The organism is Actinokineospora sp., assembly GCF_050699995.1.
Taxonomy (GTDB): domain Bacteria; phylum Actinomycetota; class Actinomycetes; order Mycobacteriales; family Pseudonocardiaceae; genus Actinokineospora.
In genome coordinates, this window is sequence record NZ_JBOHGC010000208.1 from 1 (window position 1) to 20035 (window position 20035).

Below are 20035 nucleotides of genomic sequence, written 5' to 3' on the forward strand. Positions count from 1 at the left end.
CGTGCGCCCGGGCCAGGTCGATCCGCCCAGCGGCCAAGGCGTCCACAGTGGACGGGAACAGGGTGGCCAGACGGGCGGCGCGGGCGACTTCGGTGGCTGCCCGGCTCGGTGTCCACGTCAACGCCGCCCCGACCTCGGCACCGGCGAACCGGTGTCCACCGGCGTCGCGATCGGGGCGCAGCGCGGCCATCCGAGCGAGCGCGCGGACTTTCACGGCGTCGAGGGCGGCCTGCTCACGCTCCAGATCGCGCAGCAGGTCCAACACCTCGACGTCGCTCATCCCCGCGACCCGCTCAGCACTGAACACATGTTCGACACTACCGGCCGAACGACCTCATTTCCGCAGTTGAAGACATGATCACCCGATCGTGGAGCTGACTGTTCCCGGCATGGGGACAGCCTGCGCGATGGGGTGGATTCGCCGGTGATCCGGCCCGCGCTGGTGATCAGATCCCTAACGTGTGGGCAATGGGAGCGAGGAACCGGGCCTGCGGGCGGGAACTGGGTGATCTGCTGCGGGTGCACCGGGACGCGGCCGGGCTGACGTTGCGGCAGCTCGCGCCGAAGCTGGGGTGTTCTATCGCGCACCTGCACCGGATCGAGACGGGAGAGCGGGGAACGACATCGGAAACGGAGGTCGTGCAGTACCTGGCGACCTGCGGAGCGAGCTACCAGGACGTGCAACGGCTCGTCGGCATGTGCCGGGACGCCGGTGACGATCGGGGTTATTGGCTGTGCGAGCACGGTGACTGGATGTCGGACTCGCTGCGGTCGCTGATCTTCCACGAAACGTCGGCCGACCGGTCCGAGAGCTACGAACCAGAAGTGATTCCTGGGCTACTGCAAACGGAGCCCTACATCAGTGCCTTGCTCGCTCGCCAAGACTTTGCGGACGAAGAGCGTGCGGCATTGGTTCAGGCACGCATGGAACGGCAGCGGATCCTCTTCCGCAACAACCCCGCCAAGTTCACGTTCTTCCTACACGAGCGTGCACTGCGGCTGGAGGTCGGTGATTACCGAATCATGGCCGAGCAGCTGCTCGCCTTGATGTTCTGCGCCGACCAGTGGAACATCACGATCCGCGTGCTGCCCGCGGCGGCTCGCGAAACCGCGCTGTTCGGTGGGTCGTTTCGATGTTTCGGTTACCCGAGGTTCGGATCGCTCGTGTACCTCGACTGTCGCGTCGCCGGGTTGTTCTTGGAAGATCCCCGGCAGGTTGCCAAGTATCGGTCAGTCCTTCGGCAGATAGCCACCGTCGCCCTCGATGAGGAAGAATCCCGGAAGCTCGTCGCCGCACTGGCGGACGAGTACGACCGGGCGGAAGGCGGCTGGGATGAGCGAAGGCGGGTGGCGCAAGAGCAGCTATAGCTCAGGCGGCCAAACAGACTGTGTCGAAGTCGCGCTCGCCGCGGACCGGGCACGCATTCGGGACTCTAAGAACGCGCCGGGCCCCGTCCTCGCGGTCGACGTCGCCACGTGGACGGTGTTCGTCGCCTCGGCGGCCTGCCGGACCGAGTAGGCCGCCGAGGCGCCACCGAGATCAGGCCCGCTTCGCCACGGGGACCACGAACCGGTTGAAGATCATGTCTCGTAGGACGTCGTCCCCACCTTCGACGATCGACACATAACGCACGTCGCGCAGCAGCTTTCCGATGACCGACTCGTGGGTGTAGCCGAGTCCACCGAACATCTCCGAGGCGGTGGAGGCGATCTGCCAGCCGGTCTGGCCGCAGAACATCTTGGTGGTCAGCGAAGATTTCAACGTGCCCTGCCTGACGAACTCGTCATCCGCGTCCGGTCGCGCCGAAATCGCGTCGTACTCCCGAGCCGCGGCGAGGAGCTGGTTCGACATGACCTCGATCTGCATGTCGAACTGGCCGAGCCTGCTCGCGAACACCGCGTTGGTGACCAGCGGCGCCCCCTTGACCTGCTTGGTCTTCGCGTAGTCCATGCACACATCGCGCACCCGCCGGGCGACGCCCAGAGCCGTGGTTGCGATCAGCGTTCGGCTGGCGTTGAGGCCGACTTCCAGCAGTCGCAAGCCGTTGCCCCGCAAAGCGTTGCCGGCGGGGACCCGACAGTCCGTGAGAGTGACCTCGTAGGTCGCCGACGACCGCAGCCCGATGACGTCCCACCGCTTGTCGATCCGCAGCCCCGGCGTGTCCCGCGGCACCAGGACCGCCAGGTAGCCGTTGTCCTCCGTGCGGGCGACCACCACGACGAACTGGGCGAAATCGGTGTCGCTGGAGAACGCCTTGAGTCCATTGAGGACCAGCGTGTCGCCATCCCGCCGCACGGTGGTCGTGATGCGGGTCAGTTCGCTGCCGGACTCGTGTTCGCTGCCCAGAGTCGCGCAGAAGCCGTTGGTCGCCGCAAGACGGCCGAGGTACTGCTCCTTGAGTTCCTCACTGCCGTACCGCGCCACCATCGAACTGGCCAGGATCGGGATGAGCTGGGTGAAGGCCACACCCGCGTCCCCGTAAGCCAGTTCGGCGACGATCCGCACGCCCTCTTCGAGACCCAGGCCCTGTCCGCCGTACTGCTTGGGGACCCACCAGTTCGCCAGACCCGTGTCCGCGAACCGCTGGTAGACCGGGAGCGGGGCATCGGCGAGCGAGTCGAGCATCGCCTCCTTGCCGATCAGCTCGCGGCGGGCGAACGTCTGGGCTGTGCGGACGTAGTCAGGCTGCTTCATCCCTGCGTCCCTTCCTCGATCAGGGCGGCGAGCTGCCGCACCGTGGGGCACTCCAGCAGCGCGGTGACCGGGATCGACGCCTGCAGGCTCTTGCGGATCCGGGTCGTGAGCTTGATCGCGACCAGCGAGTGGCCGCCGAGTTCGAAGAAGTTGTCATCGAGGCCGACCGGCTCGATCCCGAGCACCGCCGACCAGATCTCGGCTACCACCGCCTCCGTGCCCTCGCGCGGGGCGACGAACGGGGTGGGCAGGTCGGGGCGGGGGTGGCGTTCCCGGCCGTCGGCGTCGGTGACGTCGCCGTCGGCGCTGACGTCGCCGGTGACCCACTGGGCGAGCCGAGCCTCAAGCGACCCGGTGGAGATGACCAGGTGACCCACCCGGTCGACCGCGGCGAGGGCGCGCTCGAAGATGTCGACCGCCTCCTCGGGCGCCATCGCGAAGTCCTTCACGGTGGGGCCGTGGGTGTCGAGACGGTCGGCGTCGGTGTTCCAGGTGTCCCAGTCGACGGTGATCCACTGGCCTGCGCCGCGGGTGCGGGCCACGCGCGTGTAGGCGTCGAGCGCCGCGTTGGCCGCCGCGTACGGCGCCAGGGTCATGCCGCCGAGGACCGCGGCCAGGGACGACAGCGTGATCCGCCGGTCCGGGCAGTGGCCTTCCAGAACTGTCTGCAGCACATGGAAACCGCGCACCTTGGCCGCCATGTGCGGGTCGCACGAGTCGCGGTCCATGAGGTGGGCGAAGTTGAAGTACCGGTCGTCCTGCACACCGGCGCCGTGCACCACGACGTCGATTCCGCCGAACCGCTCGGTCGCTTCCGCAACCACGGCGCGCATGGCGTCCAGGTCCGCGACGTCGGCCGACAGCGCGAGCACGGTGGCGCCACGGCTTTCCAGGTCGAGGATGTTGGTGATGTGCCGCGCGGTCCGCTCGCCGCCCTCGGGCACCGAGTCGAGGAACGCCTGCCACTGCGAGCGTTCAGGCAGCGGCGAGCGCACGGTCAACACGAGCTTGGACCCGTACCGGCTCGCCAGGTGCCGGGCCAGCCGCAGGCCGATGTCGCCGAGCCCGCCGGTGATCAGCACGGTCTCGGCGTCGCGGATCGGCAGGGCGTCGCCCTCCGGCGCATCCAGCGGTAGGTGTTCGTAGTGCCGCAGCCAGACCTCGCCCGCCCGCACCGCGACCGGTCCCTCATGCGGGACAACGGAAGCGGCCAGGACGGCCTCGGTGAGCCCGGCGAGCGTGCCCGCGTCGTCGGCGTCGATGTGCCTGCACCGCAGCCGCGGGTTCTCCTGCGACAGCGACGCGCCCAACGCGGCCAGGGTGGCGTGCTCAGGGTGGCGCAGATCGGAGCCGACCACGGCCACCGCACCGGAGGTGAGCAGCACGAACTCGATAGGCGGGGCGACGCCGCTGTCGTCGGTCAGCTCCCGCGCCAGCGTCATGGCGGAGTAGAAGCCACGCTCCTGCTCGGCGTCGAAGTGCGCGATGGGATCATCCGACTCGACGGGAGCGGCAAGGCTCCAGCCGTGCACGATCGTCCGCGGCGTGACCAGCTGCGACGCCACAAGGTCGGTCATGTGCGCGGGATCGGCCACGGGGACGGTGAAGTCGCCCGCGTCGTCCTGCTCGAATGCCACGCCAGGACGAACGGCCGTGACCTCGGCGCCCGCACCGCGCAGCCGCTCGACCAGCGCCTCGCCGCGGACGTCATCGGTGAGCACCAGCCAGGGACCGGCCCCGCGCAGCCGCTCGTCAAGATCCGCCACCACCGGCGGACGCTGCCGCCAGGTCGGCAGATGAGTCCACTGTGCACGGTCGAAGGCGCGACCGGTGGAGGCGGGCGGCTGTGCCTGCGTGAGGTCCGCCTTGACCCAGTAGCGCCGCCGCTGGAACGGATACGTCGGCAGCTCCACCCGACGCCCGGCGCCGCCATGCAGCGCCGGCCAGTCGACCGCGGCGCCCGCCTGCCACAGCCGGGCGATGGTCGTGAGCAGCCACGCACCCGCCGAGCCCTCGTACTTCGGCGCGACCAGCAGGTCCTCGATCGCGTCATCGGACTCGCCCTGGACCACGCGCACACCCAGCCTGGTCAACGCGTCGCTGAGGGCGGTCAGCGTGCCTTCACGGTCGGCGGAGGTGCCTGCGGGGAACAGTGCGGCGACCGCCGCGTGCAGCTCCGGCCACCAGCCCTCCGCGACCTGATCAGGCGCGACGAGACGAACCCGGGGGTTGCGGCGTCGGGTTGTGCCGTCGATCCACCGCGTCGGGTCGGCCAGGGCGGCGATCGCGTCCGCACGACTGTCGACCACGACCGCACGCCGCTGCGCGAAACCGCCGCGCGAGACCTGCAGCGTGAAGGCGATGTCATCGATATCGGCTGTGTCGGCTGTGTTGGTCTCAGGGTGGTGGGCCACGAGGTGCTCACGCAGCAGCGTGGTCAGGTCGTTGAGCGCGCGCTCATCGGCCGCGGAGAACGTCAGCAGATGCGGGCCGGGCCGAGTGGGCCTCGCCTCCCGCGCCTGCGCCTGCTCCATCACGACGTGCCCGTTGGTGCCACCAAGACCGAAGGAGCTGACCCCGGCCCGGCGCGGATGCGTGCCACGCGGCCAGGGCTGGTGCTCAGTGAGCACCGTGAAGCGGTCCTTCGCGGTCACCAGCGCGCTGTTCGGCGACTCGTAGTTCGGGGTCCCCGGAAGGATCTCGTTCTCCAGGCTCAGCGCCGCCCGGATCAACCCGGCCACACCCGACGCGCGGTCGAGGTGCCCGAGGCTGGGCTTGAGCGAACCGAGCACACACGGCGTTTCCGGCGTCTGCTGAAACACCCGGTTCATCGCGGCGAGTTCGATCGAGTCGCCGAGCACGGTGCCCGTGGCGTGGCACTCGACGTAGCCGATGGTGTCCGGCTTGATCCCGGCGACGCCGATCGCGGACTCGATCACCGAGGCCTGCCCGTCGACACCCGGAGCTGTGTACCCGGCACGCACGCGACCGTCGTTGTTCACCGACGACCCGAGGATCACCGCGTGGATGACGTCGCCGTCCTCCAGCGCCTCCGACATGCGCTTGAGCGCCACGACGCCGACGCCGCTGCCCATGACGGTCCCGCTCGCGCCCGCGTCGAAGCTGCGAACCTCGCCGTCGGGGGAGAGGATGCCGCCCTGCTCGTAGTGGTAGCCGGTCGGCTGGGGCAGTGGGATGTACGCGCCGCCGGCGAGCGCGATGTCGCTCTCGTAGGTCAGCAGACTCTGGACCGCCAGGTGCACCGCGACCAGCGACGTCGAGCAGAAGGTCTGGACGGTCATGCTGGGACCGCTCAGTCCCAGCTTGTAGGAGACCAAAGTGGACAGTGAGTCGCGCTCGTTGCCGATGCCCAGCAGGATCTCCCCGCCGGGCTCGTCGGCGACCTGGCGGACATTCTGGATCATGTAGAACGGGAAGCCGGACCCGCCGAACACACCGACCTGGCCCGGCGTGTCCGTCGGGCAGTACCCGGCGCTTTCCAAGGCCTCCCAGGAGCATTCCAGGAACAGTCGGTGCTGCGGTTCCATCGTCTCGGCCTCACGCGGGCTGAACCCGAAGACCGTCGCGTCGAACCGGTCGATCTGCTTGAGCGGACCGCCCACCCGCACGTAGCGCGGGTCGGCGATCGCCTCTTCGGTGACACCCGCCTCACGCGACTCGTCGTCGCTGACCTCCCGCAGGCCCTTCACGCCCGCGAGCAGGTTGCGCCACAGCTCGGAAACGCTGTCCGCGCCGGGGAAACGACCGGACATGCCGATCAGCGCGACCGCGGAGCTGTAGTCGGTTTCCGTCATGGTGACCTCCCGAGAATGGCGCGGCGCCGCCTGACCGCGGCCCAGAACGTAGGTGTGCGAAAGAGCTAGAGCAGGTCGCTGCGGCCCCAGCCGCGCGCGATCCGCCGGATGGCGAAACCACCCGCGACAACGGTGACGCCGAGCAAGATCGCGGCGGGCTTCAACGTGCCCATCTCATCGCCGCGGATCGAGGCCTGCAGCATCTCCAAAGCCCAGTAGCCGGGGGAGAAGTGCGCGATCACCTGCGCCCACCCCGGCATCAGCGCGACCGGCACCAAGGCGCCGCCGATGGCGCTCAGGGTGATCGCGCCGAGGTCGGCGACCATGCCGAGTTCGGCGTGGCTGCGCATGATCGTGGCGAGCGCCGCCCCGATCGCCAGCAGCGTCAGACCCCACATGACGATCGCCAGCATCACCAGCCCGATCGTGCGCGGGATCGGCAGGCCGATGATCAAGCACCCGTAGACCAGCAGAACCGTCTGCTGCACCATGAGAATCGCGAACACGGGCACGGTTTTGCCCAGCAGCAGCTCGAAAGCCGTCGCCGGGCTGGTGCGCAGCCGGTCCCAGGTGCGCCACTCGCGCTCGACCAGGATCGAGTTGCCGATGATCGACAGGGTGAAGACCGAGAACATGATCAGCGGTCCGGTGACGACCTGGATGGTGCCGGTGTTGAACGCCCGCTCGTAGATGGGCTTGAACATCAGCATGATCACCATCGGCAGCACGATGTAGCTGATCATCTGCCCGGGGTCGCGCAGCCGCATCACCGTGTTGTGCCGCACCAGCACGCCGACGCGGTAGGTCGAATCAAGAGACATCTTTGACCGCCAGGGACCGGTAGAGGTCGTCAAGGGAGGGTTTGCGCAACTCGACCGCGGTGACGTTGCGGTCGTCGCGCTTGAGGAGGTCGATCAGCGTGGCGCCGGGATCGGTTGTGGTGACCCGGATTTCCTCGTCGTCGAGGGTGACCAGCACTTCGCCGGGCAGCTGCGAGAGCAGGTCCTCACTCGTGCCGCGCGCGATGATCCGCCCGGCCCGCGCGACCGCGATCGTGGCCTGAAGTTCGACGAGTTCGGGCAGGTAGTGGGTGGTGTAGATGATGGCCGCACCCTCACCCGCGCGTTGTTTGACCACGTCGAGCAGCGCGCCGCGGGTCTCCGGGTCGGCGCCCGCGGTGGGCTCATCGAGGAGGAGAACGGACGGCCGGTGGATCAGCGCCGCGGCTGCCTGCGTGCGGCGCTGTTGGCCGCCGGAAAGCAGGCCGGCGCGCCGGTCGATGAAGTCGGTGAGGTGCAGCGCGACGGCGAGTTCGTCGATCGCGCTCGTGAGTTCCGCACGGCGCAATCCGGCGAGGCCGCCGAACAGCACCATGTGCTCCCGGACGGTGATCGAGCGGTAGAGCGCGATGTGCTGCGGCGCGATGCCGATCTTGCCCCGAACCTTGCCGGGGTCCTGGCCGTCGACGGTGACGGTGCCGGTGTCCGGGCGGGCGAGACTCGCCGCCATCTCGATGAACGTCGTCTTACCCGCGCCGTTGTGTCCGACCAACCCGACGATCTCGCCCGCTTCGACCCGCAAGCTGAAGCCGTCGAGAGCCTGGACCGGACCGTAGCGCTTGGTGAGGTCGATTGCTTCCAGCAATGGGTCACCTCTGAACGTGAATGGACCCGAGAGGGTCGTTGAGCCCGGGCTCAGGTGGGGTTGTCATGCTCGACGCCCACTATCGAGCCGGGTGGAGACGCACGGCCAGAGGGGAATCACTGTCGGCAGCTAACTGCCACCGCATGACCCGAACGTGTCCCGTGCGGCGGCGACGGCAGGTTCGGACGATGGCATGATCGCGTGGTGCCTTCCAGCCAAGCAGGCCTGACGGCGACCGACGCGGGCGTCGGTCGAACGACCCTCCAAGCTTTCGCCGCGGGCCCGGTCGCGGTCGTCGTCGTGTTGTTGGCGGCGGTGCAGACGGCATTGTCGGGCCGCTACGGGTACCACCGCGACGAGCTGTACTTCCTCGTGGCGGGCGACCACCCCGCGGCGGGGTACGTCGATCAGCCGCCCCTGACGCCGCTGCTGGCGCGGGCGAGCACCGAACTGTTCGGTGACACCCTTTTCGGACTGCGGGCAGTCGCCATCCTGGCGTACATGGCGATCGTCGTCGTGGTCGCCTTGATCGCCCGCGAACTGGGCGCCGACCGCCAAGCGCAGACACTCGCGGCGGTGTGCGGGGCGGTGTCGAGCATCGTCCTGGTGATCGGCCACATGGTCTCGACCGCCACATTCGACATGCTCATCTGGCTCCTGGTGAGCTGGTTCGTGTTGCGGTTCCTGCGCACCGGCGACGGCCGCTGGCACCTCGCCATCGGCGCGGCCGTGGGCGTCGGGATGCAGAACAAGTACCTGATCCTGCTCCTCGTGTTCGGCGTCCTGGCCTCGGTCCTGATCGTCGGCCCGCGGCGGGTGCTCGTGACGCCGTGGCTGGCGGCGGGCGTGCTGATCGCACTGGTGATCGCGCTGCCGAACCTGTGGTGGCAGGTGGTTCACGGGTGGCCGCAACTGACGGTGGCCGGGGGGATCAGCGAGAAGGACGGGCTGGAGAACCGGCTGATGTTCGTCCCGCTGCAGTTGGTCTACGTTTCGCCGCCGTTCGTCCCCATCCTGATCGCCGGCCTGCTGCGGTTGTGGCGGGAGATCCGCTGGGCGCGGGCGTTCGCGGTGGCGTACCCGCTGCTGGCGGTCGTCGTGCTGGCGATCGGCGGCAAGCCCTACTACGTGCTTCCGCTGCTGATCGTGGTGCTCGCCGCCGGCGTCGAACCCGCCGTCCGCTGGGCCCACTCGGCCCGCCGTCGCACGATTCTCGTGGCGGTCGTCGCGGTGTCGGCGGTGGTCAACGCGGTGGCGACCCTGCCTTTGCTGCCACCGAGCGCGGTGGGCGTGGTCAACGCGATGAACAAGGAACAGGGCGAACAAGTCGGCTGGCCGTCGCTGGTGGCGACTGTCGCCTCGGTGTGGGAGCGGATTCCGGTTGAGCAGCGGGATCGGGCGGTCATCTTCACCCAGAACTACGGCGAAGCGGGCGCGATCGATCAGTTTGGACCGTCGCATGGCTTGCCGTCGGCGTACTCCGGCCATATGAGCTACGCCGACTGGGGGCCGCCCGCGGATTCGTCGGATGGGCCTGTGGTGTTGGTGCACTATCCGAGCAATCGGTCTTTGGTGCGGTACTTCCGGGATTGTGCGCCTGTGGCCCGTGTGGACAACGGCTATGGGTTGGAGAATGACGAGCAGGGGAGTGTTGTTCAGCTCTGCGCGGGGGCGGCTGGGTCGTGGTCGAGTGTGTGGGCCTCGCTTCGGCACTATTACTGACCGCTGGTCGGCGCCGCCGCCGCGCCACTGCCATGCGGCGAATGTCCGAATAGGGTCGGCGGATGCCACTTTTCTCTTTCGAGGGCAAGAGCCCGAGCGTGCACCCCACCGCCTTCATCGCTCCGACGGCCACCTTGGTGGGCGACGTGATCGTCGAGGAAGGCGCGTCCGTTTGGTACAACGCGGTGATTCGCGGCGACTTCGAGCAGGTGATCATCCAGGCCGGTGCCAACGTGCAGGACGGTTCCGTCCTGCACGCGCCGCCGGGCGGCGCTGGTCGTCGGCGGGACCGAGTTTCCCGACGCGGTTCTCGTGACCGGTAGCCCGGCGAAGGTGAAGGGGCCGATCGCGGGCGCGGCCGCCGAGTTCTGGGTGAACGTCAACCCACAGGCCTACCGAGACCTCGCCGCCCGCCACCGGGTGGGGGTGCGCCCAGTCGCGGAGTGACGCTTGACGAGGTGTACGGCGTACGCCTACTGTTCCGACGTACTGGTGTACGCCGTACACCTCGGCGTGGGTGAAGGGGTCGGCAATGGGCTCGACGAGGACGACGGCAGTGACCGCGGGTGTGTTCTTCCTGATCACGGAGGTCACCGCGATAGCGGGACTGGCGCTCTACCAACCGGTCCTCGCCGACCCGAACCATCCCGGCTCGGACACCGGCGTGCTGCTCGGTGGGCTGCTCGAACTGCTCCTGGTCGCCGCCGTGATCGGGTCCGCGGTCACGCTGTACCCGATCGTCAAGAGACAGAACCCCGGCCTGGCCCTGGGCTACGTGTGCGCCCGCCTGCTCGAAGCCGCCATCATCTGCGTCGGGACCATCAGCGTCCTGTCGATCGTGACGCTGCGAGAGCAGGGAATGGACAACGCTGTCGGCAAGGTGCTTCTCGCCTTCCACGAGTGGGCGTTCCTGCTCGGCCCCAACTTCGTCCTCGGCGCGAACAGCCTCATGCTCGCCGCCCTGATGTACCGCTCCGGGCTCGTGCCGCGCGCCATCGCCGTGTTGGGCCTCATCGGCGGCCCGCTCATCTGCGTGTCCGCGACGGCCGTGCTGTTCGGGCGCTACGAGCAGGTCTCCACGGTGGGCGCGCTCGCGGCGCTTCCCGTGTTCGCGTGGGAGGTCAGCCTCGCCCTGTACCTCATCATCAAGGGTTTCAAGCCAAGTGCGCCCATGGCCACACAGCCTCACTGACCAACAGCACCACCAGCAACGCGCCGAAGACCAGGCCGAGCACGGTTGCCCCGGTGGCGACGAGCGCGAATGCCGCCCCGGCGAACACAAAGGCCTTCGCCGTGAGCTTCGCGGGTGTCGGCAGCGGGAACTTCGCCTTCGGCGAGAGGAACAGTCCCCAAGCGACGGTCACCACCGCGAACGCCGCGATACCGACAGCCCAGTGCACGGTCCAGCCCCAGTACGCGAAGGCGGCGAAGACCGCGAGTTCCAATAAGAGTGCCGAAGTGAGTTGCAGACCGCGCACAGCCACCCCCAGGTGTTCCGACCGCTTCCGCGCACTCTGCCACACGACGGAGGGCACGAGAGGTGCCCTCCGTCGTGCTGGAAGATCGTGCGCAGCACCCGCGAGCGGGGCGAAGCCGTGCGGGTCAGTGTGCCCTGGCACCGACAACACCTGCGCGCCCCCGCCGAAGGGCAGGACCTCCCCGCCTTCCAGTTCAGAGCGCGCGGGCGCGCTGGATCGCGGCGTCTGCCTCCGCGCGCCGCGGCGGATCGGCGCCGGGTCGCGTGCAGGCCAAGCCCGCCACCGTGATGGCGAACTGGAGTGCCTGGTCGATGTCATGTCCGGTGAGGGCCCGCAGGCGATCGCGACTGAGTGAGCCGTTCTCGTTGAGCCAGTGCAGGAGCCCGCCGGTGAACGTGTCGCCCGCGCCGACCGTGTCCACAACGGACACGGGATCGGCCCGGCGGTGGTGAGCCTGTTCGTTGTGGAGCGCGATCGCTCCCTCGCCGCCGAGCGTGACCACGACCAGCGGGGTGTCGAGGTCGCGCCGCAGGGTGCGGGCGGCCTCGACCGGGTCCACGTCGGGGTACACCCACTGGAGGTCTTCGACGCTGACTTTGACGATGTCGCTGACCGACCAGAGCGCTGTCATGCGCTGGACGTACTCGGCGCGGGTGCCGACGAGCGCCGGCCGGACGTTGGGGTCGAAGCTGGTGACCCGGTGCTCGCGCTGGGCGGCGAACCATCGGGCGATCACGCTCGCCCCGGGTTCCAGCGCCAGCGCCAACGAACCGGTGTGCACGGCTCTGACCTCGGCGGGCAGGTCGGCGGGCAACTCGTGCGGCTGCCATGCCCAGTCCGCGGTCCCCGTGACGTGGAAGCTGTAGGCGGGCCCCTCGCCGGTTCGCGTCACCACCGCCAGGCTGGCGGGCTCATCGGCGTCCACGGCGTAGGCCAGGTCCACATCGTTGGCGGTGAGGTTGGCCAGCAGCAGGTCGCCGAAGGCGTCGTTGCCCAGTCGGCAGGCCAGGGCCGTGGGGGTGCCGAGCCGGGCCAGGGCGATCGCCGTGTTGGCCGGGCCGCCTCCCGGGATCGCGGTGGGGTGGCGGGGATCCTCGTCGACCAGCAGGTCGATGAGCGCTTCGCCGACGACGACCACCCGCGGGGTCATGCGGCCCAGACGCCCATTTCGTAGTGCGGGAGGGCGATGGTGGTCAGGCCGGGGGCGAGGCCGTCGGCGACGTGTTCCTGGTCGTCGAAGCCCACGATGGACAGGTCGTCGGGGATGCTGAGGCCGAGTTCGCGGGCGAGCGCGGCTTGTCGTGGAAGGTCGCTGGGGATCTCGGGCAGGTCGAGCACCCGGTGGTACATCGAGGCGTAGATGAGGGCGTCGACGTTGCGCCGCACCAGGGTCCGCACCGCGGCGGCCTCGACCTCCGCGTCGCCCGCGCAGTCCACGAACAGCACGGTCGCCACCGAGACCTCCGACGTCAATCGTTTGACGGAATAGTCAGCTTAGTCATGATCGTGCTGGTAGGCGCGGTGAGCCCGGATCCGGCGCATACGGCGACGAAGACATCGAGGGTCTGCGGGCCGCGGGCCTCGACGAGGAGCAGATCTTCGAACTGACCGTGGCCACCGCCCTCGGCGCGGCCCTGCACCGCCTCGACGTCGGCCTGCGCGCGGTCCGGGAAGGTGCGCCATGAGACTCGACGTGCTCGAACACGGCCACCGCCTGCCCGCCAAGCTGTTCCAGCGGATCGCCGCGCTGGCCTTCGGCGAGGAGATGGACGACGTCACGAAGACCGCCCATGCACCGCCCGGAGTTCTTCGGCAGGCGCTTCTTCGCCTACGGGCAAGCAGTCCTGCGCGGCCCCTCGTTCTGGACGGCCGCCGAACCGCGAGTACCTCGGTATGGTCACCTCCGAGGCGAACGAACGCCCGTTCTGCCAACGGATCCACACCGAGACCACCCGCCTGGAGTCGGCGGGCGAGATCGACGTCGACACCGCCGCCATGCGCCCGGAACTCACCGCCGCCGACCTCGCCCCGCCGCGGGCCGCGGGCGTGCCGGACTCCGCGATCGTGGAGGCGTTGCACGTCAACGTCATCTTCAACCTCGTCAACCGGCTCGCCAACGCGTTCGAGTGGAGTTGGGACTCCGAAAACCACGTCCACGTGGCGGCGAAGGCCATCAAACGGTTCCGCTACCAGCTTCCCGGCATCGTGATGCGATGAGTTTCGGGGACTTCCCGGATCTGTATTGGCAGAGGACCGAAACGGAAACGGGAGTCAACCGATGAGCACGATGTTCGTGGTGCGCTACACGACGAAGCCCGAGGCGGCCGACGAGAACCAGGCGGCGGTCGAGAAGGTGTTCGCCGAGCTGAATGAGGAAACGCCGGATGGATTGCGGTACGCCACTTTCCGGCTGGCCGATGGGGTGAGCTTCGTCCACGTCGCGGTGATGGAAGGCGAGGTCAATCCGCTGGCGGAGGTGGCCGCGTTCGCCGAGTTCCAGGCCGGGATCGCCGACCGCCTGGCCGCCCCGGTGGAACGATCCGAGGCGACGCTTGTCGGGTCCTACCGGGTGCCGGTCACTGAGCTGTCGTAACCTCATCGCGCGGTGGGAGGAGCAATCGTGTCATCGACAACCGAGGTGCGGGCCGGTGAGGACTTCGCCAGGCTCACCGACCCGTTCCGCCGGGAACTGCTCGCACACTGCTACCGGATGCTCGGCTCGATCCACGAGGCCGAGGATTTGGTCCAGGAGACCTACTTGCTGGCCTGGCGCGCGTACGGCGATTTCGAGGGCCAGTCGTCGCTGCGCACGTGGCTGTACAAGATCGCGACCCGCGCGTGCCTCAAGGCTTTGGAACGCGGAACCCGCCGCCCACTGCCGTCCGGCCTGGCGGGACCAAGCGCGGACCCGAACGTGGACCCGCCACAGCCGGAGACGCTGTGGCTGCAACCTTTCCCGGACACCCTGCTCGCCCCCGACCCGGCCGACACGGTCGAGTCCCGCCACACCACCCGCCTGGCCTTCGCCGCCGCCCTGCAGCACCTCCCACCCCGCCAACGCGCGGTTCTGCTGCTGAGAGATGTCCTGGCCTGGCAGGCGGCGGAAGTCGCTCAACTCCTGAACACCACCACCGCCTCGGTGAACAGTTCGCTGCAACGGGCCCGTGCCCAGCTCGCGGCCGCAGACCCGGTGGAGGACAAGGTCATGGAACCCGCCGACCCAGACCGACGAGCTTTGGTGGACAACTACGCCAAGGCCTTCGAAGACGCCGACATCCCCACCCTGATGCGGTTGCTGACCGACGACGCCGTCTTCGAAATGCCCCCCATCCCCACTTGGTTCGCCGGCCGAGACAACGTGGGGGCCTTCCTGGCCACCCGGCTACGCACCCCCAACGCCATGCGAATGGTGCCGACCTCAGCGAATGGCCAACCCGCCTTCGCCGTCTACATGCGACAGGACGACGGCGAACACCACGCCCACGCGATCCTGGTGCTTACGTTGGCGGGAAGCCGAATCAGCCGGATCACCATGTTCCACGACCCACATTTGTTCCCCACCTTCGGCATGCCAAACCGCGCCCAAACGCCCAAGCCTCAAACCAAGAATCCGGCCACAGTCGAGACAAACCAGTCAGCGTCATCCAACCAGGGAAAGTGCCCTCCGCCAGCCAAAGTCACCAGCTGACTCTCCGCGAACAGCGATGCCAGCTCAGCAGCAGCTGCCGCGGGAGCAGACAGATCGTGATCCCCAGCCACCACCAACACCGGCGCCCCAAGCGCCCCAAGAGCCGCGCGCGTGCTGGCAGGTGAGAAGGCGCCCTCCGCGGCGTAGGCCGCGGCAGCGTCGGGGTTCCGCTGAAGCTCCCCAGCCGCATGATGGGCCCGCGCGGCCGCATCCCACCGTCCATACGAAAAGGGCACCAGCGCTTCCCAGTCCTCCACACTGCCCTCGCCGGCCGCGATCGACTCGAACGCCGCCGACACCTGCCCATGCCAAGGCTCACCTTCGCGCCGCGAGATGACCGCCCGCCGGACGTCGGGACTGATCGTGATCCCGACCGCGTACACGCTGGGCGTGACAAGAACCAGCGCCCTGACCCGCTCCGGATAACGCGCGGCATACAGGACGGCAAGGTTGCAGCCTGCGGAGTGCCCCAGCAGGTCGACCTGGTCATGCCCAAGGTGCTTCCGAAGCGCCTCGACATCGTCCACCAGTCGATCGCATCGACACGAAGCCAGGTCATCGGTAGGCGATTCGCCGGTCCCGCGCAGATCGAACCGGATCAGGCGCAGCCGCGCGGACAGGCCACCAAGGTCGCCGAGGTACGCCGAGTCCTGCATCGGCCCGCCCGGCAGGACGATCACCGGATTCCCCTCCCCGAGCACGTGGTAGGTGAGCCTGGTCCCGTCGAACGCGATGAAGTCGGACATCCGCCGATCCTGCCAGGCATGCCCGTCCGCAAGCCACCGCTTTACCCCGAAACCCCGCCTGACCTGGTAAAATCGACCAACAACGAGGGGGTTGAGTGGACCGAGACATCCGCACGGTCGAGGACGTTCTGAAGCTCATGGACCGGCTGTTCACCCCGGACGCCGACCGCTGGACGACCGACGGCTCCGACTGGTGGGACCGCTTCTACGCCGACCGCGACAAACCGGTGCCGTTCTTCGCGGCCAAACCCGACGAGAACCTCGTCTCCTACGTCGACCGCGGCCTGATCACCCCTGGCCGTGCGCTCGACCTGGGCTGCGGCCCCGGCCGCAACGCGCACTTCCTCGCCTCCGCAGGCTTCACCGTCGACGCCGTGGACCTTTCCCCGGCGGCCATCGCCTGGGCGAAGGAGCGGGACCCCGGCTCCAAGGTCCGCTTCCACTGCGGCGACGCGTTCGAGACGGACCTGCCCGGCCCGTACGACCTCGTCTACGACTCCGGCTGCTTCCACCACCTGCCCCCGCACCGCCGGGTCAGCTACCTCGCCCTGCTCGACCGCGTCCTCGCCCCCGGCGGCAGGCTCGCCATGGTCTGCTTCGCACCGGAAGGGGGTTCCCAACTCCCCGACGCCGACTTCTACCGCCGCTCCGGGCTGGAAGGCGGCTTGGCCTACACGCCGGAGTCGCTGCGCCGGATTTTCTCCGACTTCACCGAGGTGGAACTGCGCCGCATGCGCGACGAAGCACCGGACTCGCCGCGCTTCGGCGAACCCTTCCTCTGGACCGCCCTGTTCCAGGCGCCGGAAAAAAGTTTCGGTGGTGGTGTCACATCGGGCTGATCCCGCGGGTCAGGTGAACAACAGACCCGAACAAGGAGCAGCAGATGTCCACCACCTACACCGTTGTCACGATCGTCGGAGCCGCCATGGCGGCGTTCTCGGCGGGTTCGGTCTTCCTCCACGCCAAGTGGGTCGTGGAGCCGCTGGCCGACTACGGCGTGCCCCGCGCGTGGTGGCCCTGGCTCGGCGCGGCCAAGGCCGCGGGCGCCGCGGGCATGATGATCGGCCTGTTCGTGCCGGTCATCGGGCTCCTGGCGGCGATCGGCTTGATCCTCTACTTCACCGGCGCCGTGATCACCGTGGCCCGCGCCCGCTGGTACTCACACCTCGCCTTCCCCCTGATCTACCTGGCGCCGGTCGTCGCGTCCCTCGCGCTCAGGGCGTGACCGGTGCGGGCACGAGGTGGACGATGGCCTGCGCCAACGCGTCCAGCGGCGCGGGGCTGGGATCGGCCAGGTACTCCGACGCGATCCCGTTCACCAACGCGACCAGGGTCAGCGCGAGCACGTCGGGCGGCAGCGGCAGGTCGACGCCCGACTGCTTGGCGTACTCGGTGAGCCAGTCGGCCACCGCGGCACGCAAGGTCTTGCGTGAACCGAGGATCCGCTCGCGGAGTTCCTCGTCGCGGGCGGCGTAGAGGAGGGTCTCCAAGGCAAAGCGGTGACCGGTCGTGTCGGCCTTGACCTGCGCCGCGAGGTAGGCCGCCGCCAGGGCGGGCAGGCCGGCACCCGCCCCCAGGGTCAGCGCGAGGCCCTTGCCGGTCATCCCCTCGACCCGGTCGGCGATCACCGCGGCGACAAGGTCGTCCTTGCCCGCGAAATTGGAGTACACCGCGCCTCGGGTGAATCCCGCCGCGGCGGCGACATCGTCCAACCGGGTCGCGTGGATCCCGCGTTCGGCGAACTGCTCGGCCGCGGCGGCCAGGATCCGCCGGCGCACCTCGAGGCGCCGGACGCGGGGAGTGGGAGCGGTCACCGGGTCACGCTACAACCGGCCCGGTCGGCGATCGCCCGCGATGGCGCATGTGGGACAGGTTCCCAGGTGGGCCAACGAAACCGGACCACGCGACTGTCATCCCAAGCCATGATTTCAGGAGTGGCCGGACGTTCCGGCCCGGGTGACGAAAGGCGCGGCGAAACCCCCATGGCACTCAAGAGACTGGTCGGCGGCCTGCTCGCGGCGGCGATGGTCGTGGCGGCGGTGGTCGTGACCACGACCGGCGCGACGAGCGCGTCGGCGGCGCAGCGCGACGCCAGGGCCGAGGCGCAGGTCAAGATCGACAAGGTGGTGACGGACTTCCGCGCGATGGGCGCCTCGGCGTTCCGCTACGGCGGCGACCAGAGCTGGACCGTCCAGGCGGGCAGGGTGTCGAGCTTCGACAACCGGCCGATCACCGAGAACGACCACATCCGAATCGGCAGCCTGACCAAGCCGTTCGTCTCGACCGTGGTGCTCCAGCTGGTAGCCGAGGGCAAGGTGGCCCTCGACGGCCCGATCGAGCAGTACCTGCCCGGTCTCGTCGCGGGCAACGGCCACGACGGCACGAAGATCACCGTCCGGCACCTGCTGCAGCACACCAGCGGCATCCGGGACTACCTCGGCACGATGGTCATCAACCCGCTCAACCTCTGGGCCACCCACGACCCGGCCGCGCTCGCCCGCAACGGCCTGGCCAAGGGGTCGAACGGCGCGCCGGGCGCGGTGTTCCTCTACTCCAACACCAACTACATCATCCTGGGCATGATGATCGAGAAGATCACCGCGCACTCGCTCACGCAGGAGATCCACGACCGGATCACCGCGCCGCACGACCTGACCGAGACCGAGCTGCCGCCCGCGGCCAAGCAGCGGCTGCCCGAGCCGTTCTCGTTCGGCTACACCCACCTGCTGCCCAGTCTGAAGATCGACACCACCCACTACTCGCCGACCCTGGCCTGGGCGTCGGGCGCGGTGGTCTCCACCGGCCGCGACGTGGGCGAGTTCTTCGCGCTCCTCGCCGAGGGCAAGCTGCTCCCGCCCGCCCAGCAGGCGGAGCTGGTCAAGACCTTCACCGACGAACCGTACGGCTACGGGCTCGGCCTCATCGTGTGGCGCCTGTCCTGCGGCATGACCGCATACGGCCACAACGGCGTCGTGCCGGGCTTCGTCTCCGTCGCCTTCGCCACGGCGGACGGCAGGCAGGGGGTCGCGACGACCAACGCCAACATCGGCCCCAGCCAGCCGCACATGCAGCCCATGCACGAGGCGGTGGAGCTCGCGCTCTGTGCCTGATCAGCGCCCCAAGGCGGGGGTCCCTGGTCTCCAGGGGCCGCCGCCGCTGCATTCAGGGTCACATTCCATGGAGTTGACCACGACACCCCGACGACTCGATACTCGTGTGTATCGAATCGGCTTGGGGGTGGGCATGGGCGACGTGCTGGACGCCGAGACGGACCATGGGCGGGTGTATCGGGCACTGGTGGGCCGACCGCGGACGCGGGTGTCGGGCATCGTGGAGCGGACCGGGCTCTCCGTCGAGGTCGTGGAGACCACGCTGCGCGACCTGCTCGACGACGGCGCGGTGTCCGAACTGGGCGGAGCGTGGGAGGCGCACTCGCCCGCGGAGGTCACCGAGGAGCTGCTGCGCCGCGACGCCGAGCGCCAGGCCGGGCTGCGGCGCAACGGGCTTGAGCTGGAGCAGCTGTTCCGGTTCGTCCGGCGGGAAAGTGGCCACTACGGCGCGCTGGAGGTCATCGACGACACCGCGCGCATCTCGTGGACGGCGCAGCAGATGCAGCGGGCCGCGAAGGAGCAGTTCCGGGTGGTCGACCGGCCGCCGTACTTCGCGCCCCACGAGTACTACGTCAGCCAGGAAGTCCTGCAGCGCGAGCGGATGGACGCCGGGGTGGTCTACCGGACCATCTACTTCGACTCCGCCTTCGACGACCCGCTCATCGGGCCCAACATGGCCCGGATGATGGCGGCGGGGGAGCAGGCGCGCACCATGGAAGATCCGCCGATCAAGCTGCTGCTGGCCGACCACGACTCCGCGGTTGTCACCTTGGAGGCGGAGGGCGCGCACGGCGTGGTGTCGCTGTTCGTCCGGCCCTCGGGTCTGCTCGACGTGCTGTCCGGGGTGTTCGAGACCTTGTGGAGGCTTTCGGTCCCGGTGTCGGCCTCGCGCATCGAGGGCTTCGTCGACGACCGGGACCGGCAGATCGTCTCGCTGATGGCCAGCGGGGCGACCGACGACGCGATCGCCCGGCGGCTGAACCTGTCGCGGCGCACGGTCGTGCGGCGCACCGCCGCCTTGTTCGACCGGCTGGGCGCGACGACCAGGTTCCAGGCGGGTGTGCAGGCTTCGCGCCGCGGTTGGCTTTGACGGCAGGGAATCGGGGTCGGGCGAGACCGCCCGACCCCGGTCTGGCT

At 69.0% G+C, this 20035-nt stretch carries 21 protein-coding genes and 1 pseudogene; 12 read left to right on the forward strand and 10 right to left on the reverse strand.

Going from position 1 to position 20035, the window contains the following annotated elements; all coding sequences use genetic code 11:
- The coding region (locus tag ACRDSQ_RS11230; protein WP_431420802.1) for a DUF222 domain-containing protein at window positions 1–307 on the reverse strand (307 nt) is incomplete at its 3' end.
- Window positions 308–468: 161 nt separating this feature from the next.
- Here ACRDSQ_RS11230 and ACRDSQ_RS11235 point away from each other — a divergent pair.
- Together ACRDSQ_RS11235 and ACRDSQ_RS11240 are read left to right on the forward strand one after the other, a co-directional pair.
- Window positions 469–1368, forward strand: a complete 900-nt coding sequence (locus tag ACRDSQ_RS11235) for a helix-turn-helix domain-containing protein (RefSeq protein ID WP_431420803.1) — start codon at window positions 469–471, stop codon at window positions 1366–1368.
- On the forward strand, window positions 1334–1519 hold the full coding sequence (locus ACRDSQ_RS11240) for a DUF397 domain-containing protein (protein ID WP_431420805.1): 186 nt from the start codon (window positions 1334–1336) through the stop codon (window positions 1517–1519). The genes ACRDSQ_RS11235 and ACRDSQ_RS11240 overlap by 35 nt, the downstream gene beginning before the upstream one ends.
- A 21-nt stretch (window positions 1520–1540) precedes the next feature.
- Here ACRDSQ_RS11240 and ACRDSQ_RS11245 read toward each other — a convergent pair whose 3' ends face one another.
- The 4 genes from ACRDSQ_RS11245 to ACRDSQ_RS11260 all read right to left on the reverse strand — a co-directional run bounded on the left by ACRDSQ_RS11245 (window position 1541) and on the right by ACRDSQ_RS11260 (window position 8154).
- Complete coding sequence (locus ACRDSQ_RS11245; RefSeq protein WP_431420806.1) at window positions 1541–2695, reverse strand: acyl-CoA dehydrogenase family protein; 1155 nt, start codon at window positions 2693–2695, stop codon at window positions 1541–1543.
- Window positions 2692–6510 carry an SDR family NAD(P)-dependent oxidoreductase gene (locus ACRDSQ_RS11250; RefSeq protein WP_431420808.1) on the reverse strand — a complete coding sequence of 1273 codons (3819 nt, stop codon included), beginning with the start codon at window positions 6508–6510 and terminating at the stop codon, window positions 2692–2694. Before ACRDSQ_RS11250 ends, ACRDSQ_RS11245 begins: the two co-directional genes overlap by 4 nt.
- A 65-nt stretch (window positions 6511–6575) precedes the next feature.
- Window positions 6576–7331 carry an ABC transporter permease gene (locus ACRDSQ_RS11255; RefSeq protein ID WP_431420810.1) on the reverse strand — a complete coding sequence of 252 codons (756 nt, stop codon included), beginning with the start codon at window positions 7329–7331 and terminating at the stop codon, window positions 6576–6578.
- Window positions 7321–8154, reverse strand: coding sequence for an ABC transporter ATP-binding protein (locus tag ACRDSQ_RS11260; protein ID WP_431420811.1), 834 nt, complete (start codon window positions 8152–8154; stop codon window positions 7321–7323). Before ACRDSQ_RS11260 ends, ACRDSQ_RS11255 begins: the two co-directional genes overlap by 11 nt.
- 204 nt (window positions 8155–8358) lie before the next feature.
- Between ACRDSQ_RS11260 and ACRDSQ_RS11265 the strand changes: the two genes are divergently transcribed.
- The 3 genes and pseudogenes from ACRDSQ_RS11265 (at window position 8359) to ACRDSQ_RS11275 (ending at window position 11068) form a co-directional block, all read left to right on the forward strand.
- Window positions 8359–9876 (forward strand): glycosyltransferase family 39 protein, encoded by a 1518-nt coding sequence (locus ACRDSQ_RS11265; protein WP_431420812.1) that lies wholly within the window; start codon window positions 8359–8361, stop codon window positions 9874–9876.
- A gap of 62 nt (window positions 9877–9938) precedes the next feature.
- A pseudogene (locus tag ACRDSQ_RS11270) lies at window positions 9939–10323 on the forward strand (gamma carbonic anhydrase family protein).
- A gap of 109 nt (window positions 10324–10432) precedes the next feature.
- Window positions 10433–11068 (forward strand): DUF4386 domain-containing protein, encoded by a 636-nt coding sequence (locus ACRDSQ_RS11275; protein WP_431420813.1) that lies wholly within the window; start codon window positions 10433–10435, stop codon window positions 11066–11068.
- Here ACRDSQ_RS11275 and ACRDSQ_RS11280 read toward each other — a convergent pair.
- From ACRDSQ_RS11280 to ACRDSQ_RS11290, 3 genes are all read right to left on the reverse strand, one after another.
- Window positions 11031–11411 carry a YrdB family protein gene (locus tag ACRDSQ_RS11280; RefSeq protein ID WP_431420814.1) on the reverse strand — a complete coding sequence of 127 codons (381 nt, stop codon included), beginning with the start codon at window positions 11409–11411 and terminating at the stop codon, window positions 11031–11033. The genes ACRDSQ_RS11275 and ACRDSQ_RS11280 overlap by 38 nt on opposite strands.
- Window positions 11412–11547: 136 nt before the next feature.
- Window positions 11548–12504, reverse strand: coding sequence for a carbohydrate kinase family protein (locus tag ACRDSQ_RS11285; protein WP_431420816.1), 957 nt, complete (start codon window positions 12502–12504; stop codon window positions 11548–11550).
- Window positions 12501–12827 carry a substrate-binding domain-containing protein gene (locus ACRDSQ_RS11290; RefSeq protein ID WP_431420818.1) on the reverse strand — a complete coding sequence of 109 codons (327 nt, stop codon included), beginning with the start codon at window positions 12825–12827 and terminating at the stop codon, window positions 12501–12503. Before ACRDSQ_RS11290 ends, ACRDSQ_RS11285 begins: the two co-directional genes overlap by 4 nt.
- Before the next feature lie 420 nt (window positions 12828–13247).
- Here ACRDSQ_RS11290 and ACRDSQ_RS11295 point away from each other — a divergent pair, with 420 nt between their 5' ends.
- From ACRDSQ_RS11295 to ACRDSQ_RS11305, 3 genes are all read left to right on the forward strand, one after another.
- Window positions 13248–13571: a hypothetical protein gene (locus ACRDSQ_RS11295; RefSeq protein WP_431420819.1), complete on the forward strand. Its 324-nt coding sequence runs from the start codon at window positions 13248–13250 to the stop codon at window positions 13569–13571.
- Window positions 13572–13632: 61 nt separating this feature from the next.
- On the forward strand, window positions 13633–13947 hold the full coding sequence (locus ACRDSQ_RS11300; RefSeq protein ID WP_431420820.1) for a hypothetical protein: 315 nt from the start codon (window positions 13633–13635) through the stop codon (window positions 13945–13947).
- A gap of 27 nt (window positions 13948–13974) precedes the next feature.
- Complete coding sequence (locus tag ACRDSQ_RS11305) at window positions 13975–15042, forward strand: sigma-70 family RNA polymerase sigma factor (protein WP_431420821.1); 1068 nt, start codon at window positions 13975–13977, stop codon at window positions 15040–15042.
- On the opposite strand, the gene ACRDSQ_RS11310 is transcribed toward ACRDSQ_RS11305, so the two are convergent.
- Window positions 14952–15788 carry an alpha/beta fold hydrolase gene (locus tag ACRDSQ_RS11310; protein ID WP_431420823.1) on the reverse strand — a complete coding sequence of 279 codons (837 nt, stop codon included), beginning with the start codon at window positions 15786–15788 and terminating at the stop codon, window positions 14952–14954. The genes ACRDSQ_RS11305 and ACRDSQ_RS11310 overlap by 91 nt on opposite strands.
- Before the next feature lie 95 nt (window positions 15789–15883).
- On the opposite strand from ACRDSQ_RS11310, the gene ACRDSQ_RS11315 reads away from it, so the two are divergent.
- Both ACRDSQ_RS11315 and ACRDSQ_RS11320 read left to right on the forward strand, forming a co-directional pair.
- Window positions 15884–16627 (forward strand): class I SAM-dependent methyltransferase, encoded by a 744-nt coding sequence (locus ACRDSQ_RS11315; protein ID WP_431420824.1) that lies wholly within the window; start codon window positions 15884–15886, stop codon window positions 16625–16627.
- A gap of 44 nt (window positions 16628–16671) precedes the next feature.
- Entirely contained in the window at window positions 16672–17013 is a 342-nt protein-coding gene (locus ACRDSQ_RS11320; protein WP_431420825.1) for a DoxX family protein, read from the forward strand.
- On the opposite strand, the gene ACRDSQ_RS11325 is transcribed toward ACRDSQ_RS11320, so the two are convergent.
- A complete protein-coding gene (locus tag ACRDSQ_RS11325; protein WP_431420827.1) occupies window positions 17003–17602 on the reverse strand; it encodes a TetR/AcrR family transcriptional regulator in 600 nt (199 codons plus the stop codon). The genes ACRDSQ_RS11320 and ACRDSQ_RS11325 overlap by 11 nt on opposite strands.
- Window positions 17603–17770: 168 nt before the next feature.
- On the opposite strand from ACRDSQ_RS11325, the gene ACRDSQ_RS11330 reads away from it, so the two are divergent.
- Complete coding sequence (locus ACRDSQ_RS11330; RefSeq protein ID WP_431420828.1) at window positions 17771–18898, forward strand: serine hydrolase domain-containing protein; 1128 nt, start codon at window positions 17771–17773, stop codon at window positions 18896–18898.
- Between the two features lie 106 nt (window positions 18899–19004).
- A complete protein-coding gene (locus tag ACRDSQ_RS11335) occupies window positions 19005–19988 on the forward strand; it encodes a helix-turn-helix transcriptional regulator (protein WP_431420829.1) in 984 nt (327 codons plus the stop codon).
- Window positions 19989–20035: the final 47 nt, after the last annotated feature.